We start from the raw sequence: 17,197 nt of genomic DNA, 5'->3' as shown, positions 1-17,197 counted from the left end.
TATTAATGGGATTGAGAGCTTTTGGGGGTACGCGAAAACCAGGCTTTCTAAATATCGTGGAATCCATAAAAATGCGTTCTATTTTCATTTGAAAGAAAGTGAGTTTAGGTTCAATTACAGGCATGAAAATATCTACCAAATATTACTCGAAAACTTTCGAAATAAAACGCTAAACTAGTCATGACCCTTAATTATTTTCTTTTAAACCCTTAATTTTTATACCAAGGACTAAAACGAGAAACGTAATAATGAATGAAAAAAGAAAAAGTCCTTTTTGGCGAAAACCAAATTCGTTCAAACTGGCGTTTGCCCCCATCATTGCCGCCTGGGCAGCTTTAAATCCCGCTACAGCATTTGAGTCAACATAATCAATATTAAAACTATGTATATTGGTTCTAGTGTGTATTAGCGTTTTCCTCGTTTCATCTAAATCAAAAAGCAAATCACTTACCACCATTCCTTTTTGTTCGGCAGCCTTTACCAGATTTTGAGCCTGATCTAAACTAGTTTTCAAACTATCAATTAAGTTATAAAAGTGGTCAGCCATCAATTTAGCTTCGCCGCCTTCCGGGTGGCATTGGCGACACAACGAATTGTCAGACCAATCTAATAATGTGTCATCGGGTTTGATGATTTCATGATTATTATGACAAGCGCTACATTGTGCAAATCCCCCCTCAGCCAACGCTGAAAAGAGATGGCTATTTTGAAATAGGTCTCTATTGTTTATATGACACGTTCCGCAAATATCTTTTACGTGAGAAATATCAGGCGGTGTAGCACCGTGATTTCCATGACAATCATTACAGGCTGGAGATCCAATATCACCATGTTCTAAAAGTGCTTTTCCATGAACTGAATTTTGATATTTTTCAAATTGATCAGTTGGTAGATCCGTGCCTTCCATATAAGAAGCATTTGAATGACATTCTCCACATGTAGTTGGCAGGTTTGTTGGATAAACAGTCGATCGCGGATCATCAACTGACAGCACTCCGTGCACACTGTGGCAGTCAGTACAAATAGCGCCTTTTTCATTTCCGGAAATCAGAGACTCACCATGCTTACTAGTTTTATATTGGCTTACTTGGTCCGTCTTTATCGATGCTGAGAACTGCATCATATATTTGGGCGAACTATGGCACTTACCACACATTTCGAGCTGATCATGCTTCGTTATATCAGAAAGAAAATCATCCACATCCCACATTGCTTCATCTTCATCATCAAACGCTTCTGGGTCTCCACCATGGCAACCCGCACAGCCAATGTTTTTGTTTGCATGAATTCCTGACAAAAACCCTTCAACAAGTATTTCTCCCTCATCTTGATCTAAATGGCAAGAAATGCAACTATCTTCTTCCGCTATAATCGTTGCGGTAAAACCGAAGGTTATAAAGAATAGCCACTTCTTCAAACCAAGTACCCCCAAATTGTCAATATTATCATATAAATAATTAATAGAATACCAAACCAAGTCCAAAATTTTGATCGGATTCCTTTATGTGCTTTTTTATCTAAAAAGGGCACGAAAAACCAGATGAGCCCACCGATAGAAAATAATAAAATTCCGAACAACTCGCCCTCCAAAAAGAACACATGAGCAGGAATTAATTTTAATGTTTGAAACATAAACATAAAATACCATTCAGGGCGAATCCCGGCCGGCGCCGGAGCCAGGGGATCTGCTTTATTCCCTAATTCCCATGGAAAGAAAACGGCGAGCAATGCCACAACGTTTAACACAATTAACCAAACCATAAAGTCTCGTAAAACAAAGTCTGGGAAAAATGGAATGGTTTGTCTTTTTTCTTCCGGAAGTTTTTCGATTTCAGGCGGTACGCTCATTCCTTGAATCTGAACTAACATTAAGTGAAAAGCGAGAATGATAGTAAATATACCAGGCAGAACTGCAATGTGTATCCCATAAAACCGAGTGAGGGTTGCGCCGGTTACTTCGTCCCCAGCTCGTAAAACTTGTAATAAGAATTCACCCACCCAAGGAACGGCGCCGGCAATATCAGAACCAACTTTAGTGGCAAAATATGCTAACTCATTCCAAGGTAACAAATATCCTGAAAACCCGAAAGCAAGCCCCAAAACAAGAAGAATCATTCCCGAAATCCAAGTCATCTCTCGCGGTTTTCGGTACGCTTTTGCAAAAAAGACCGTAAACATATGAGCAAATACAAATAGGATGAATAAATTCGCAGACCAACTGTGTAGTTCTCGAATAAGCCATCCAAATTCGACTTTACTAACAATAAATTTTACACTCTCGAAGGCTGTTGTAGAACCCGGCTGGTAATATAAAATAAGAAGAATGCCGGTAACAAGTTGAGTAGCAAAAAGAAAAAGTGAAATACCTCCTAGATAGTACCAAACGGTTCCATAAAATACAGGAACTCTTTTTTTAGTCGCAAAAGCAATAGCTTCGCTCAAATTTAAGCGATCATTAATCCATTGAAAGATTTTATTCAAATTAAATCCGGCTTTGTAATGATAACTTTATCATCTTTAAGAACTACGTTAAATCTTCCAAGAGGACGAGGAGGCGGTCCTGAAACATTGCGACCCTCAACATCATAAAAACCGTTATGGCAAGCACACCATACTTGTTCCGTTTCTCTTTTAAATTGGACGGTACAGTCTAAATGTGTACAGGTTGCTTCCAAGGCTTTAAAATTGCCGTCTTTCTTCCGAAGAATTAAAACAGGTTTTCTACCCATTCGTATAATTTTTGATGAACCGAGGGGAAAATCAGCCAAGGTTCCCACTTCAATTCTGTTAATATTTAGTTCGGGCGCATCGGGTGGAATCATATATTTGAAAACAGGATATGCCATGCTTCCAAACCAAGCAGTTAGCCCACCTCTCAATGCCCAATCGAGAAAAGTCCGCCGACTTTGTGTTTTCTTTGATTTATCCTTTCCCATTATTTTTTTCTTTTTTTCATTTTCATTTTCCTAAATCCATCTGGATATGGGTGTGCTATTGCTGCGTAGCTTTTTTCATAATCAAATGCTTTGAAATTAGGGCTTTCCTCATTGTGACACTGTTTGCATACTTTTTCAGATGGTGTAATAAGCCCAAACTTTTCTTGGTCTATTTTGCCGTAAAAAATATGGTCCATTTTCTTTTTAGATTTATATTTACTTCCCGGGCCATGACACGCTTCGCAACCAACATTCTGCAAGCCCGCCATACGTTTGACATCTTTGGTTGGTTTGTCTTTTTTCGTTACTTGATTCCAAAAGGCCTCATCTTTGAGCTCATATCCCCCTTTTCCAAAGGCTGTAGTATGGCAACGGACACATTCGGGAGTTTCCCAAGGGTTTGTTGTAATTCCAAGATTAATTGCCGTCTCTTTAGCGGCGGGTGTTTTTAAAGTTTCGTAGGAATGGGCGTGAGGAGACTTGTTCCAAACGACATATTGTGCACCGGATTTTTCTTTATTGTGACAAGATTTGCATTTTTTGCTTCCAACATATTCTTGACCAAATGAGAGTGATGTTGCCATGAGTAGAATAAAAATTTTCATCGATTGCCTTTTTGATTACATGATTAAAAAAAGAATGCCCTGCCTAAGCGGGGCATTCAATTTACAAAATAAATGTTATGTAGTAAATCTACTTAAACATTTTTGATAAATATCATCCACCACTATCTTCACGAATTTCTGCCGCCATATGTTTTATCTCGGTGAGGTCCATCACCATTTCATTCCATCCATACCAGAGTGTATAATCTGGGTTATTATGAAACGCGCCTTGGAACAACCGCATGCGATGCTTCAAATGCATCACAAATAAAGTTTGTTCAATAGGAGTGGGCGCGTCATGAAATGCAAGCAAATCCGGGAAATCGTAAGCATAATGATCAGGCTTTTCTAACAGTTTGTCTTTATATAGATCTGCGATAATTCGGATGGCTTCTGCCAGCAATTCATCACCTCTGCGGATTATTTCATCTCCTTTTTCAAGTTCACCCCGAGCAAAATTTTCCGAATGGCATTCGCCGCAAATGGCAATCATTTTATCACGTTCTTTATCAAAGCCTTCTGCCGTTAATCGCGCCACTTGGGCCTTATCTACAACCTCAAGTCTTGCTGTGGGTTTTCCTTCTGGATCCAACACGCCCAACGCCTGTAAAATAGTTACTCGGTCAGCCCACCACTCATCGCTTTCGCCCGGATATGGTGCAAGACCATTGGTTCGAACCGCAAGAAACCCCCAAGCGGTTCTTACTTCGTGATTACCATCCTGCATGTGGCAAGTTTGACATGTTGGCGCTGACGTTTCTTTTGGAAGGATGCCGTTTTGTTTTAATAAATATCTAACACCATGTTTTGAAGATGAATACATTTCCCACTGGGGATGGTCAAAACCCATATGGCAGGTTTGACATGCTTGTGGCTGACGGGCCTCTTCTAACGAGAAAACATGGCGCGTATGGCATGCGTCACAGGATGAATACCCAAATATATGACCATCAGCTTTAAGTTGTTTTATATCATCATCGCTTTTTATTCCAATTTTATGACACCCACCGCATCCTTTTCCTCCATCGATTAATTCCATAGGCTTAAAGTGAGTTGTGGGCATAGCCTTTAAAGCAGCCCACGCAAATGAATGTTTGCCCTTTTTATATTGCCCAACCTGATCTTCATGGCAGGAAGCACAAGTTTCTGCTGTCGGAATTTCCGTCAACGCGAAATCGTCCATCGTATTGTGTCCTTCACCATGACATGATTCACACCCAACTTCTTCATCAAAATGTCTGCTGATTTCCCAGTCAGTGACGACGCCTGGTGTGATTTTTGTATGGCACTCCACACAGGTATCAGCAAAAGCACTGCTGGTCAAAATGAATACCACGGGGATTAATAAGATTTTTTTCATGTTTTGCTCCTGATTTTAATTTGTAGACGAAATTTCCATTAAAAAACCAAGTTAAATAAATTACACCTGTTATATATGATAAGGCAATCTTAATATAGGACTATTATTGAATTATTGCTTCCGGGAACGCTTGGTGAATAGAATAAAAATCTTCATCGGTCTGGATTAAATATTTTTCTAAAAAACCACGTACAAATTGATTCACAAGGTCTAAAACCCGTTTATTATCAATAGACCCCGTACCTAATACATAGTCGCTAAACGGATTTAAAACCGGCGTATCGGTATAGTCCAAATGCTCTGTTCCCATGATTACAAAATTATATTGATCTAAATTCCCGGACGAAATTATAGTATCAAGCAAGATTGATCTATTGGGATTGTTATCCCAACGTGGACGACTTAAACTCAAAAACGGTTTATCAATTCCTTTGTCAATAATTTGATATGGAACCGGGTTTGTCCAAGCGTCCAACACAATACAAACCTTAAATCGGCTATCTTCAAATGTAGTTTGAATTGCTGTGGCGCCTCCGTACGAATACCCAACAATAGCCACCTTATCCATATTTAAAACATTGTAGAATTCACCATCGATTTGATTCATTTGCTCCATTTTATTTGCAATGAATTTTATATCAGCAACCCTTGTATTTAGTTGTTTACGGCGGATGGCTAAGCTATCGGGGTTTCCGGTTATATTTGATCGATAATCTGCACTTGTGCCATCCGGGAAAATTGTCAAATTTGAATCGTATGGATGATCGAGCGCAACAACGCAATACCCAAAACTTGCAAGGTGTTCGAATAAAATAGTATGCAAAGAGCGTTGCCCTGTAATTCCATGTGAGAACAAAATAAGGGGGATATCTGCGCTTGAGGAAACAGGTTTTGCATTTAACAAACTATGTGTATTAACCAACCCCAATTGTTCAATTAAAAATCCGGGTACGCCACCCGCGTTCCCAAGCATTTCTGCTCGTTGGTTCATATGATCCATATACGGAGCATTTTTTTCTCCATCGTCGATTGCCGGATACCAAACCTGTGCCACCAATTTTCTTAAGTCGTTAGGGTTTTTATCAGTAAACCATTCCAAGCGTGTTGAGTCTGTCCATTGGAAAACGCGGGTGCCAATCGAAAATGGACCGCTGGGTTTGGGCAATATTGGAACTGATACGACCAACGGAAAAAGGATTGCAATTACAATCCAGAGCACCAGCAAAGATTTTCCGCTTGTTCCAATCGAAATTTTATTTTTCAACTTGATCCGTAAAAATAAATATCCCAACAACCCATACGCAGGAACCATCTGTATGCGGTATCCCTCAGTGGAAAGGTGAAAAAGGCAGAGCAGAACGGTTAAAAACAAAATACGTATTAAATGATCAGCTCGAGCGTTCGCTCTGATTATGATCCAAGTAGATCCACTAAGTAATATGCAAATTAAAATTTCAATCGGGCGCATGTTAAATATCCTTTTCCAAATAGGTTTTCCAAGGGCTTTGAGAAAACAATTTAAGAACCAATCCTCCAAACAATATTCCCACCAGAGCTCCTACAATAATATCTGCAGGATAATGTACTCCAACATATATTCTACTGAAGGCAATCACGGTTGCCAATACAAAAAGAGGAACGCGAATTTTTTTATAAAATGATCCGAGAACAAATGCTGCTGCAAATGAATTTGCCGCATGGTTTGAAACAAAACCGAATTGTCCACCCGCTCCGACTAAAAGTCTCAACCCCTCTAAATTATCATGGGAAGGCCTAAGTCTTCCGACCAATGGTTTAATGATCTGTGCACATACAACATCTGTAAAAATAAATGTTGCGAACAAAATTCCAATTGCGAATAATCCTCTTTTACCATCTTTCCACCCGAGATAAGCAAATCCAAAGAGTATTGGCAGAATCCAATTATTTTGATTTGTTATGAATGGCATTACAAAATCAAAAACCGGGTTTGCGACACCTTGATTTAGCAATGAAAACATTTTATGATCCAGTTGGATTAATAGGTCTAACATATGAGTGAGTTTTTACGAAAGGAGTTCTATGATGCAAGGATTAAATTCAATTAAACTGTTGATAACAGAAGGAAGAATAATCATGTCATTTAAGCCCTTAAATTTTGAGTCGTCTCCCGAATCGGAAATGATAAAGCACTCGGAAGAATTTCTAAAATTAATGAAAACCCGACGAACAGTCCGCGAATTTTCAAATAAGTCCTTTCCAAAAGAAATAATAGAAAATGCTATTAAAACAGCGGGATCAGCTCCATCCGGCGCAAATAAGCAGCCATGGTTTTTTTCAATAGTAAATGACCCAGCCATAAAAAAGGATATTCGCATCTACGCGGAAAAAGAAGAAAAAGAGTTTTATTCTTCACGTGCGCCAGATGAATGGCTTAAAGATTTGAACCAATTTGGTACAGATTGGCACAAGCCGTTTTTAGAAACAGCACCATACCTCATTGTGGTATTTAAGCAGATTTATGATTTTAACAATGAGGACCAAAGTAAGAATTATTATGTAAACGAATCTGTTGGGATTGCGGTTGGGTTTCTGTTAACAGCTCTGCATAACGCCGGTTTGGCGACCTTGACTCACACTCCAAGCCCGATGGGATTTCTACAGAAAATCCTCAACCGTCCTGATAATGAGCGGGCATATGTTCTTATCCCCGTTGGATACCCGGCGGAAGACTCGCAAGTCCCGGTTATCACCAAGAAATCGTTTAAAGAAATTTGTGAAGAAACTTAAACTAAATAAGGAGGAAAAAATGGACGTAATTACGATATACCACAACCCGAGGTGAAGTAAAAGCAGAGAAGCCGTGCAGCTTCTCAAAGACAAAGACATTGAGCTGGATATTGTAGAATACCTGAAACATCCGCTATCTGTAAATGAGTTGAAAACGCTGGCAGATATGATGGATTTACGTCCCAAGGATTTCATTCGAAGAGGTGAACAGGATTTCAAGGAATTGGACTTAAAGGATAAGCTGGAAAATGATAATGTATTGTTTAAAGCTATGGCAGATTATCCCAAGCTGATGGAGCGGCCAATTATGGTCAAGGGAGAAAAAGCGGTGTTGGGGCGGCCACCGGGAAATGTTCTGAAGTTGGTCTAACTTTTCTTTTGACCAACAATCACAAAACTATCCCGTCTATCTGGAACACAGTCTTCTGAGTAAACAGTTTCTAATCCAACATAGTTTAATAGTTCTACAAGATCCTCAGGGACCCAGACATGGTGGTGCATGTTGCCTGATCGAGCAAGTTCTTCCTTTTTCAAATGTTCGTAGTGAGGCGTTAATCCCTTCAAAACGACATTTTCATAAAAATCATCCACATGTGTTTGATCGTCGTCCTGAATATTCTTTTTGTAATCATCCACAATGTGCGCCATAGGAGTGCGCTTGCGGTAAATATCGCAACAGCGTTTCTGATGCGGGATAAAGAGGATCAAGAATCCCCCAACCGTCAGTTTTTCTTTCCAATGGAAAAGAGCCTTTAGAGGATTGGAGAGGTGCTCCAACGCGTGTTCGCTGAAAACGAAACCAAACGAATCATCCTCATAAGGAATTTTATCCGCCTTGAAAAAAACTTTTGCAAGACTCGTTTTATCCGCCCCATGACTTTTAAACGCGTCGCTCAAAATGGTTCTTGATACCGGCGCAATGGTCCGCTCGCCCACTCCAATTTCGAGACCAATCCCCGTTTTCGAATATTGATGAACCACATTTCTGGACCATGGCCTTCCGATGTTTGGTCTGAACTGTTTGTAAGCCCCCTTAATCCCATATTCCTTGAAATAAGCTTTTTGGGCAAACAGCAGTTCGTTTTTAATAAACGGATATTGATCTATGGATGGGATTTTATTCATGCAAAGCTAAGATTAATTTAATCAATTGAAGTTTCGTGAATCATGTAAAAACACTCCTGCGAATTATTTGCTTAAAGAAAGTGTTTTATTTCATCTGGATTTGTGTCAATTTTATCCCTAGGCAGACTTGACTCATACAGCATAAATGTTATTCAATAGAAATACGAACCCCCCAAAGTATCTATTTATCATTGTTTCGTTATTTTTCTTAGCAACCGGTTGTGAAAACGATATTATTAACAACGATACATCCATCACAAAATCGATTGAAGATGATTATTTCAGTCTGAGTCTCACTATATCTGAGGATATTGTTTCTAAATATGAGGACATTAAAATAGATGTACAGATTGTTCGCAAGATGGAGCACACGGATTTGGGATCGCAAGTGCTTGGCACGTGGAAAGTTTCACAGGAAATATCCGGAACCGACACCCTCAAATTCACCTACTCAGATTCCACGATTGGTTCCGCGACCGAAATAAACAATTGGGCCACCGGAGATTCGACATATTCTGTGACGCAGCAGGTTAGCGTTTATACCGATTCATCACGCTCTATTTTCTACACCTTCAGCAACGATTACACATTTTCGTACAGACAAAGCGTTGTGTATTTGGACACCACTGTTACCACAACTGACACAACCATTACGTGGAGCACTTCTTCTGAAAATAAGGAAGACAATATTGATACAACATCCACAACCGACAGCGTAGTAACCACCCGATCCGGGGAATGGACGTATTCGCCGGAATCCGCCAAACTGAAAATGAATTTTCTGGATGTGGTAGGAGGCGAGGCAGATTCTGGCGCAGTTTCATTTGATACCGACTTGGCCACAATTCCCCTTGGTGCTTTCATGGTTTTTTCTGGATCATCCAAATCCATCACCTTTGAAAAGACAGCTACTGAAACTGAATTTGAACTCCCCGATGAAGAAAGTACAACTTATCTTTATGTATCCGCCCATGCGGGGTACATCTATGTGCAGAACTCTTCCAGCGGTGCTTCTTATAAATCGTTCTCAATAAATCTAGATGCCGCAAAAAACAGTATCGAAAATGTGACATGTTTTTTCCAAACTACGTCTTCTTCAGAAACGGAGGGGTATATAAGCGCCTCCTATTCTGATCTTGATGTCAGCATACCTATTTATATTCAGTGACGGTGCGTTTTAAAATTTCAGCATTTTTTGTTACAGCAATTCTGTTATGCGCGTCTGTATCTATGGGCCAAACGCCCCGCCCGGCTGCAGCAGGGATGAAGCTCAAGGATCTTGATTTTGAAACGATAAAGCTCAGCTACATTCAAACAGATAGGGCAATTGCCATCCTGAAATCTATAGGATACTCTGTCATTGAGTTTGATGCCAACAGTGCAAAAGAAGTCGCCGGCGATTACAAGTTTACTCCAAAAGAGACACCCAATTTAAATCCCTTAGCTATAACACGTGCCCAGCTTCCGGTGATTATCAAGCTTCCGGATACGGAATCCACTTCTTTGGTCTTTAAAGAAAAATCAGTCAAGTCCAGAAAAGGATCTTCTTTAGGCGCCGACTTGGGTGGGCTTCCGATGGAGAAAATGACTACCGGCGAACCCATGCAGCGCCTGTTGATCGGATACCACCCTGGAAATTTTAAACCCGTAGCTGAACTCATGGAATTTCTTCAAAATGAGATTGATGTTCCCGCTTCACAGATTTTATTGGAAGCGCTTGTTATTGAATTGGATTCGGATAAAATTGATGAGCTTGGAATTGATTTCAGCAAACAAGGCTCTGGCTATACAGCGGCTTTTCCGCCGCCAGACTCGGAAACGGGCGCCATTAATCCTTTTAATATTGTGATGGATAGAACCTTATTTGGCAGCGCAGAAACTTTTAAGGCATCGGTTGATGCGCTAGTGAGTTCTCAGGCAGGGGAAATTTTATCAAAACCTTCGGTGTTGGTATTGGATGGACGGCAGGCGCGAATTCAGATCGGTCAGCAAATTCCCATCGTGCGCACCACGTCCACAGATTTCGCTTCAGAAAAATCGGTGGATTACATTCCGGTCGGAATTGTGCTGAATCTCAGACCGCGTATCAATCAAGCCGGTACGAGAATAACGATTCAGGTAGAGACCATTATCAGTGAAACGGCAGAGCGGATTGGAACATCGGCCGCCGCGGGCGTTCTAGAAGCGCCTGTTATTAATAATCGGAGGGTACAGTCAATAGTTAGAGTGGCGAATAACACTCCTTTTATTATAGGCGGACTCATTTCAAAGAAGATGTCTGATAATGAAGGCGGAATCCCCATTTTAATGGATATCCCGTTTTTAGGGCGGCTGTTTACATTTTCCACCCAGCAAGAGACACGCAAAGAGGTGATTGTGGTGATCACACCGCATATTATAACGGAGAAGGAAAATAATTTCAGCCGAGTTATACCTCAAGATTCGGAGTTGTTCAATGCATTTGGGAATCAATCATTTCCGAACAGCTACCGTCTTCAACATAACGATGTTTTTGATCTTAGTTTTATTCATGAAAGTCCTATTTTTAATCAATTGCTTGCATCCATTAAGAAGGAAGTAAAAAAGGATCCTACGATTGCTGTTACCGAACCGTACAAAAGTTTTTTGGATGGACGGATCCCAGGTGAAGATATTTTGGTTCGCCGGATGATTTGGGAGATTATTCGCAAAATGGAATATTATAAATTTGTAGAACAGGAAAAAGTTTTATTCTTTTTAGATGCTCCGGATGATCCCGCTGGATTTACCATTCGTCCGCTTAACCCATATATCAAAAGTGCGACGAAAAATAAACCTCTCAAATTAAGCTATACGGTCCGCGGAAAATCCACAATTGAGAAACCATTCGTCCGGCCGACTGCCCAAACGGACTATGTGCCGATTGAAACAGAATTCAAGCAAACACTAAAGAAATATAATGTGCGGGGCGATAAACCGCAGGATGATGTTTTTACCATTCTGATAGGCGAACCGTTGCATCAGCGTCAATTATACGAAGTGCTGATCCTTAAAAAAATTCTCGAGCTGAATCCGGATTTGTCACTCAACTTGGAATACTTTCAGCCTGGAATTGAAATTCTATTTCCTTCCCCGGATGTTTTGGAGAAGAATTATCATATTGTCGATCGCAATGCAGCCAAGTACTTTTACGAGATCAATGATTACTATGGCGCCTTCGAAGAGGTGTTTAACCGAAATACTTCAGAATTATCTCATTTGTTGAAATAACATCGGAAGTGTGAGTTGCATCACCAAAAGATTTCTGTGTGATTTGTACCACATACCGATAATTAAAATAGTTGTTAGTTTTGCTTTACTATAAGTAAAAAAGTCACTATTATCCCTCTACCTCGGGAAAGACAATAGAAACCAAAAAAACAAAGGAGTGAACACATGATGCTGAAACTCAATCGTATATGTCTATCAACCTTTTTTCTTTTAACATTAAATCTATCAGCCCAAGATGACGGAATGCCGGCAGACATGGGTGACACAGGTGACCCGTGCGGAGATGTTGAATATCCTGTAGCCGATCCTGGCCCGGATGGAGGCTGTGCCGATTATGCGGACTGTAACGGGAATGGCGTTTTTGATTTGGGCGAGCCATGTTTTGAAGGCACCGCTAATTGGTATTGCCAAATCTGTGATATGCATTTTGCCACAGGTGAAGAAATGGATCAACACGCAGCTGACATGGGGCACCTTGATACAGATATGGACCCCGGTGAAGGCGGCGGCGATTATACCGGAGAAGATCCTGACGATGACAGTGATTATGCCGAAGAAGGCCCTGCTGATGACGGCCCTCCGTTTGAAGATGTAGATACCAATGGTGATGGTTCAATTGACCGCGAAGAGGCCCGAGCTTTTTTTGGTGATGACCCAAACTTCGATGAAGAATATGATAGAATTGCAGGCGATGATGGTACGGTTGATCATGCTGAATATATGGCAGCTGATGATGGCGGTGAATATGAGGAATACGGAGACCATACCGTAGAAAATTGTATTGCGATGGCGGAAGGACACGACACCTATTGGATTGGTGAAGATGAATTTGCAGTGTGGGACGACCCCAACGTTGACTGCGGATACCTTTTAGATGAGATTGGTTTTATGGCTCATCCGGGGCCGCCGCCGTTTGATGAAATAGATGCAGACGCTAACGGAGAAGTTGACATGGAAGAGGCAAGAGCTTGGTTCCAGGAACATGATCCGGAATACGATGATGCCGAATTTGAGGAAGGCTACAACGAAGTAGATACCAACAATGACGGCGTGGTTGATCCATCCGAACACGAAGCTGCTGGATCAGAAATGACGGAAGAGATGGATTCTGGCGACGAAGGTGCCGGTGAACCCCAAGATGGCTACTATTGTGCCATCTGCGATATGGATTTTGGGACTGCAGAAGAAATGGACCAGCACGCAGCGGACATGGGACATACTATGGGTGGACAAGAGTGTGACCCAAATGCTGAATATCCAAACAATCCTCCGGGACCTGACGAAGGCTGTATGGCCTATGACGACTGCAACGGTAACGGTGCATTCGATATTGGTGAACCATGCCACGACGGCGGAGATAATTAATCCCGCTTAAATCATATTTATCGAACTATAAAAAGCCCTCCGCATGCGGAGGGCTTTTTATTTAACAGTCAATCGTTTTAGAGCGATCTGGTTAAAGTTTGTCATCATATGAAGTAAAACTTCGGCGGAACATAAAGTAAGTCTTTGTTTTCTGTGATTTCATTCCATGATTTATTTGAAGTGCCTATTTTAGTTGAAATACCTTCGGACTCCTCGGGGGAGATTTCCGAAGGGTGACTTTTTGTTGTTTCAGTCGTTTTACGTTCTCTCTCACATCTATTCTCATAGAGTGATCAAATTTTCATTTTCAATTGAAACAGGTAATAGCCGAAGCCCCGGATTTTAATCCATTATAAAACGCAGACCAAAAGACAGGTAAGATAATTTCCTTCTGGATAAGATGGATGTGTGGGATAATCCGGCCCGGTGCCCGATGATTTTAATATGGAAATCCTACGCTCAGCCTCATTCGCAGCCTGCCTTAGGACTTCTGTAAACCTATCCATTCCAAGCGCGGCAGAACATGAGGCGGTAAATAATAATCCATCAGTTGGGAGCGCTTTAATTGCCTCACGGTTCAAATGTTTATAATGGGAAATGGCAGCATCCAGCTCTTTAACGCTGGGTGCGAGTTTTGGAGGGTCAAGAATAATGAGATCAAATCCATGCGCTCCATTGAGCGCAGTAAGCGCCTCCATTCGGTTAAAGCTGACATCATTTATTTGATTGAGCCTTGCGTTTTCCTGAGCAAGTTCAATTGCAGATTCTGACGAGTCAATACCAACCACCTTTTGAGCGCCGCCTATGGAAGCATTTAAAGCAAAACCACCTGTGTAGCAGAAGGCGTCCATCACTCGCCGTCCCCTGGCCAACTCACGTATCAGCGCCCTGTTTTCTCGGTGATCGCAGTAATATCCTGTTTTTTGTCCCGAACCAAGCGCAACTTTATAATTGAGCCCAAGCTCTTTAATAATGACACCTTCAAAATGACCATTTTCATTTTGGTTAAACGATTCCCAACCATCCTGAATAAGTTCTCCAGCCATTGGTCGCCAAATGATCATTTCAGGTTTTAGGTGTTTTTGAATGGCATTTTCAATGGTTTTTCTGTGGATTTCCGTCCAACTTGCTTCCGAAAAAATGACAACTACATTTCCATATACATCAACGATTAATCCCGAAAGGCGATCGCCCTCGCTATTGATAAGCCGATAAGCATTTGTGTTTTGCGATGGAAGTCTCATTATTTGTCGTAAGGAGGCTGCTTCCGAAATTCGGATATCCAGCAAATGCTCTAAATCAAACCCGTCCAAATTTTCCGATTCCATTGCAAGCAGTCTAACGGGAGTAAAGCCTTCAGCGTTGTATGGCCCCCAGCCAATAGATTTTCCGTTGCTATCAGATACAACAACAATATCTCCCGAATTTGGATTTCCTTCAATTTTATGAATATCGGAACCGGAAATTTTTGGCATCCCAGCGCGATACAGTTCTGATGAACCTTTTTTCAACTGAATGAGACTTATCTCTGCAATAGATTTGAACACGAGTCGAAAGTAGGATTGTTAAGAAGATAGTTCCAATCGGATTTCCCGATTTTGTTGAATATTCGGAAGATTAGGTTCAAATTCGACGCACCAATGACGATCAAAATAATTAAGGAGGTATCCATGAAGAACAATTTAACTTGGTTTTTACTGATTGTCCTGACAGTCGTATCATATGGGCAGGGTAGTTTACATCGTCCCATTTCGACCTATTCCATCGTAGCTTTAGATCCAGAAACAAAGGAATTGGGCGTAGCCGTTCAAAGCCATTGGTTTTCTGTGGGGTCTGTGGTCCCTTGGGCGAAGGCAGGTGTTGGAGCTGTTGCCACTCAATCTCTTGCGAAAATTGAGTATGGACCGGAAGGCCTTCTGCTTATGGAAGAAGGGAAAACAGCTCAGGAGTCCTTGGACATTTTGTTGGCTCAGGATGAGGGTGCAAAGTACCGGCAAGTTGGTATGGTAGATTTTCAAGGCAACGTTGCTTCGCATACCGGGTCAAACTGTATGGATTTTGCCGGGTTTCAAAAAGGGAAAAATTACACAGTTCAAGCGAATATCATGGCTAAACCAACCGTTTGGTCTGCAATGGCAGAAGCATTTGAGTCAGCGGAAGGGGATTTGGCTGAGAGAATGATGCAATCTCTAGAAGCCGCCGAGCGAGAAGGTGGGGATTTGCGCGGCAGACAATCAGCAGCCATGTTAATTGTAACCGGTGAACCAACCGGGGTTTTGTGGAAAGATATTTCACTTGAATTGCGGATAGAAGATCACCCAGAGCCACTCATTCAACTCCGCCGGTTAATTCAAATTCATCGCGCCTATGAGCATGCCAATAAGGGAGATCTTTTTCTATCAGAAAAAAACATGGAAGCTGCGCTTAAAGAATACAACGCAGCAGCAGCTGCTTATCCGGAAAATCCGGAGTTGCCTTATTGGACAGCGGTAACATTGGCCAGCACAGGTGAAATGGAAAAAGCACTTCCATTATTTAAGGACGTCTTTGAGCGGAATCCTAATCTGAAAACAATGACACCTGCTGTAGCGAAGTCAGGATTTCTTCCGCTTGACGACCAAACTTTAAAATTGATCATGAGTCAATAGTTCATCAATGGATTATATTTGCACTAATTGTAAATCTCAGGTTCAGCTATCTGATCATCCGATAAACCTTTGTACATGTGGAAAACCATTAAAGGTAATTTTTGACTGGCCACCGATGAATCAGCAGAATGTCATTGAAGAAACCGACTTTTCTCTATGGAGGTACGGAGCTGTTTTGCCCGAAATCAAAGAAAAAAATACCATGACTCTTGGAGAGGGATTTACTTCATTAGTTTCAATCGAAAATGAATGGAATGTGTCCTTATATATAAAGGACGAAACTAAAAACCCTACTGGATCCTTCAAAGACCGCGGCATGGCTTTGGCGATATCGATGGCAAAAGAACAAGGCGTAAAAGCTATTTGCCTGCCATCAGCTGGTAATGCAGGAATAGCTGCAGCAGCGTATTGTGAAAAGGCCGGCATTGAATGTCATGTATTCCTTCCGGAATCCATCCCGAGCAGTTTTGTTAAAGAGACAGAAAAGTATCACGCATCCGTTTATTTAAAAGGGGGAACCATTGCGGAAGCGGGAAAAGAAATGTTAATTAATAAACAGAAACATTGGTTTGACATTTCAACCCTTAAAGAACCGTTCCGAGTGGAAGGCAAAAAAACCATGGGGTACGAAATTGTTGAACAACTTGGGTGGAAATACCCGGGTGTGGTGATTTACCCGACCGGAGGCGGCACGGGGCTAATTGGTATGTGGAAAGCATTCAATGAAATGAAATGGCTGGGTTGGGTAGAAGGCAATTTACCAAGAATGGCATCAATTCAATCCTCAGCATGCGCGCCGGTAGTTACTGCATTTGAAAACGAAAAAATGGATACAAAATTTTGGGATTCAGATTCTACGCAGGCTCTGGGATTAAATGTTCCGGGACCAATCGGTGGCGCATGGATGCTGAATATATTGAACGAAAGCGGAGGGACTGCCGTTTCAGTTGACGAGGCAGATATTGAAGATGCGACATCAGAAATTAATGCAAGAACAGGAATCAATGCCTCACTAGAAGCAGGCGTTGTATGGCTTGGGCTGAAAAAGCTTTTGCAATCTGGTTGGATTCAAGAGAGATCAACCGTTGTGGTGCCGATAACAGGTGTAGAACGCTAAGTGTAGTAGCCTTTGCCGACGCG

17 protein-coding genes are annotated in these 17,197 nt (G+C 41.4%); 8 read left to right on the top strand and 9 right to left on the bottom strand.

Going from position 1 to position 17,197, the window contains the following annotated elements:
- The coding region (locus HOD97_04005; protein MBT4280767.1) for an IS1595 family transposase at positions 1-178 on the top strand (178 nt) is incomplete at its 5' end.
- A gap of 9 nt (positions 179-187) precedes the next feature.
- On the opposite strand, the gene HOD97_04000 is transcribed toward HOD97_04005, so the two are convergent.
- From HOD97_04000 to HOD97_03970, 7 genes are all read right to left on the bottom strand, one after another.
- The gene (locus HOD97_04000) at positions 188-1,417 is read right to left on the bottom strand and encodes a hypothetical protein (protein MBT4280766.1); all 1,230 of its coding nucleotides are present in this window, start codon (positions 1,415-1,417) and stop codon (positions 188-190) included.
- Entirely contained in the window at positions 1,414-2,481 is a 1,068-nt protein-coding gene (locus HOD97_03995) for a cytochrome bc complex cytochrome b subunit (GenBank protein ID MBT4280765.1), read from the bottom strand. Before HOD97_03995 ends, HOD97_04000 begins: the two co-directional genes overlap by 4 nt.
- Positions 2,478-2,936, bottom strand: coding sequence for a Rieske 2Fe-2S domain-containing protein (locus HOD97_03990; GenBank protein MBT4280764.1), 459 nt, complete (start codon positions 2,934-2,936; stop codon positions 2,478-2,480). The genes HOD97_03995 and HOD97_03990 overlap by 4 nt, the downstream gene beginning before the upstream one ends.
- The gene (locus HOD97_03985; GenBank protein ID MBT4280763.1) at positions 2,936-3,541 is read right to left on the bottom strand and encodes a hypothetical protein; all 606 of its coding nucleotides are present in this window, start codon (positions 3,539-3,541) and stop codon (positions 2,936-2,938) included. Before HOD97_03985 ends, HOD97_03990 begins: the two co-directional genes overlap by 1 nt.
- Positions 3,542-3,653: 112 nt before the next feature.
- On the bottom strand, positions 3,654-4,901 hold the full coding sequence (locus HOD97_03980) for a cytochrome C (protein MBT4280762.1): 1,248 nt from the start codon (positions 4,899-4,901) through the stop codon (positions 3,654-3,656).
- Positions 4,902-5,004: 103 nt separating this feature from the next.
- Positions 5,005-6,213 carry a hypothetical protein gene (locus tag HOD97_03975; protein MBT4280761.1) on the bottom strand — a complete coding sequence of 403 codons (1,209 nt, stop codon included), beginning with the start codon at positions 6,211-6,213 and terminating at the stop codon, positions 5,005-5,007.
- A gap of 157 nt (positions 6,214-6,370) precedes the next feature.
- Positions 6,371-6,934, bottom strand: coding sequence for a phosphatase PAP2 family protein (locus HOD97_03970; GenBank protein MBT4280760.1), 564 nt, complete (start codon positions 6,932-6,934; stop codon positions 6,371-6,373).
- Between the two features lie 82 nt (positions 6,935-7,016).
- Here HOD97_03970 and HOD97_03965 point away from each other — a divergent pair, with 82 nt between their 5' ends.
- Both HOD97_03965 and arsC read left to right on the top strand, forming a co-directional pair.
- Positions 7,017-7,670: a nitroreductase family protein gene (locus tag HOD97_03965; GenBank protein ID MBT4280759.1), complete on the top strand. Its 654-nt coding sequence runs from the start codon at positions 7,017-7,019 to the stop codon at positions 7,668-7,670.
- A gap of 19 nt (positions 7,671-7,689) precedes the next feature.
- Positions 7,690-8,040, top strand: coding sequence for an arsenate reductase (glutaredoxin) (gene arsC / locus HOD97_03960; protein ID MBT4280758.1), 351 nt, complete (start codon positions 7,690-7,692; stop codon positions 8,038-8,040).
- Here arsC and HOD97_03955 read toward each other — a convergent pair.
- A complete protein-coding gene (locus HOD97_03955) occupies positions 8,037-8,795 on the bottom strand; it encodes a methyltransferase domain-containing protein (protein ID MBT4280757.1) in 759 nt (252 codons plus the stop codon). The two genes, arsC and HOD97_03955, sit on opposite strands and share 4 nt — an antisense overlap.
- A 145-nt stretch (positions 8,796-8,940) precedes the next feature.
- Here HOD97_03955 and HOD97_03950 point away from each other — a divergent pair, with 145 nt between their 5' ends.
- From HOD97_03950 to HOD97_03940, 3 genes are all read left to right on the top strand, one after another.
- Positions 8,941-9,963, top strand: a complete 1,023-nt coding sequence (locus HOD97_03950; protein ID MBT4280756.1) for a hypothetical protein — start codon at positions 8,941-8,943, stop codon at positions 9,961-9,963.
- 62 nt (positions 9,964-10,025) lie between these two features.
- Positions 10,026-12,044 (top strand): type II secretion system protein GspD, encoded by a 2,019-nt coding sequence (locus HOD97_03945; GenBank protein ID MBT4280755.1) that lies wholly within the window; start codon positions 10,026-10,028, stop codon positions 12,042-12,044.
- 165 nt (positions 12,045-12,209) lie between these two features.
- On the top strand, positions 12,210-13,409 hold the full coding sequence (locus tag HOD97_03940; GenBank protein MBT4280754.1) for a hypothetical protein: 1,200 nt from the start codon (positions 12,210-12,212) through the stop codon (positions 13,407-13,409).
- A gap of 350 nt (positions 13,410-13,759) precedes the next feature.
- Here the strand turns inward: HOD97_03940 and HOD97_03935 are convergent, their stop codons facing one another.
- Complete coding sequence (locus HOD97_03935) at positions 13,760-14,956, bottom strand: class I SAM-dependent rRNA methyltransferase (GenBank protein MBT4280753.1); 1,197 nt, start codon at positions 14,954-14,956, stop codon at positions 13,760-13,762.
- A 123-nt stretch (positions 14,957-15,079) separates the two neighbouring features.
- Here HOD97_03935 and HOD97_03930 point away from each other — a divergent pair, with 123 nt between their 5' ends.
- Together HOD97_03930 and HOD97_03925 are read left to right on the top strand one after the other, a co-directional pair.
- Positions 15,080-16,057 (top strand): DUF1028 domain-containing protein, encoded by a 978-nt coding sequence (locus HOD97_03930; protein MBT4280752.1) that lies wholly within the window; start codon positions 15,080-15,082, stop codon positions 16,055-16,057.
- Between the two features lie 7 nt (positions 16,058-16,064).
- On the top strand, positions 16,065-17,174 hold the full coding sequence (locus HOD97_03925; GenBank protein ID MBT4280751.1) for a threonine synthase: 1,110 nt from the start codon (positions 16,065-16,067) through the stop codon (positions 17,172-17,174).
- Positions 17,175-17,197: the final 23 nt, after the last annotated feature.

The organism is Candidatus Neomarinimicrobiota bacterium (assembly GCA_018651745.1).
Classification (GTDB): Bacteria; Fidelibacterota; Marinisomatia; order Marinisomatales; family TCS55; genus JAAZYX01.
Note: the sequence above shows the minus strand (reverse complement) of the source record. Positions and strands in the feature narration are given on the sequence as shown.

What these genes read in the sequence shown, in the direction of transcription:
- HOD97_03980 (MBT4280762.1), bottom strand. Translation starts at nt 4,901, where the DNA reads ATGAAAAAAATCTTATTAATCCCCGTGGTATTCATTTTGACCAGCAGT.
- HOD97_03990 (MBT4280764.1), bottom strand. Translation starts at nt 2,936, where the DNA reads ATGGGAAAGGATAAATCAAAGAAAACACAAAGTCGGCGGACTTTTCTC.
- HOD97_03950 (MBT4280756.1), top strand. Translation starts at nt 8,941, where the DNA reads ATGTTATTCAATAGAAATACGAACCCCCCAAAGTATCTATTTATCATT.
- HOD97_03930 (MBT4280752.1), top strand. Translation starts at nt 15,080, where the DNA reads ATGAAGAACAATTTAACTTGGTTTTTACTGATTGTCCTGACAGTCGTA.
- HOD97_03945 (MBT4280755.1), top strand. Translation starts at nt 10,026, where the DNA reads ATGGGCCAAACGCCCCGCCCGGCTGCAGCAGGGATGAAGCTCAAGGAT.
- HOD97_03985 (MBT4280763.1), bottom strand. Translation starts at nt 3,541, where the DNA reads ATGAAAATTTTTATTCTACTCATGGCAACATCACTCTCATTTGGTCAA.
- HOD97_03940 (MBT4280754.1), top strand. Translation starts at nt 12,210, where the DNA reads ATGATGCTGAAACTCAATCGTATATGTCTATCAACCTTTTTTCTTTTA.
- HOD97_03925 (MBT4280751.1), top strand. Translation starts at nt 16,065, where the DNA reads ATGGATTATATTTGCACTAATTGTAAATCTCAGGTTCAGCTATCTGAT.
- HOD97_03965 (MBT4280759.1), top strand. Translation starts at nt 7,017, where the DNA reads ATGTCATTTAAGCCCTTAAATTTTGAGTCGTCTCCCGAATCGGAAATG.
- HOD97_03970 (MBT4280760.1), bottom strand. Translation starts at nt 6,934, where the DNA reads ATGTTAGACCTATTAATCCAACTGGATCATAAAATGTTTTCATTGCTA.
- HOD97_03975 (MBT4280761.1), bottom strand. Translation starts at nt 6,213, where the DNA reads ATGGTTCCTGCGTATGGGTTGTTGGGATATTTATTTTTACGGATCAAG.
- HOD97_03955 (MBT4280757.1), bottom strand. Translation starts at nt 8,795, where the DNA reads ATGAATAAAATCCCATCCATAGATCAATATCCGTTTATTAAAAACGAA.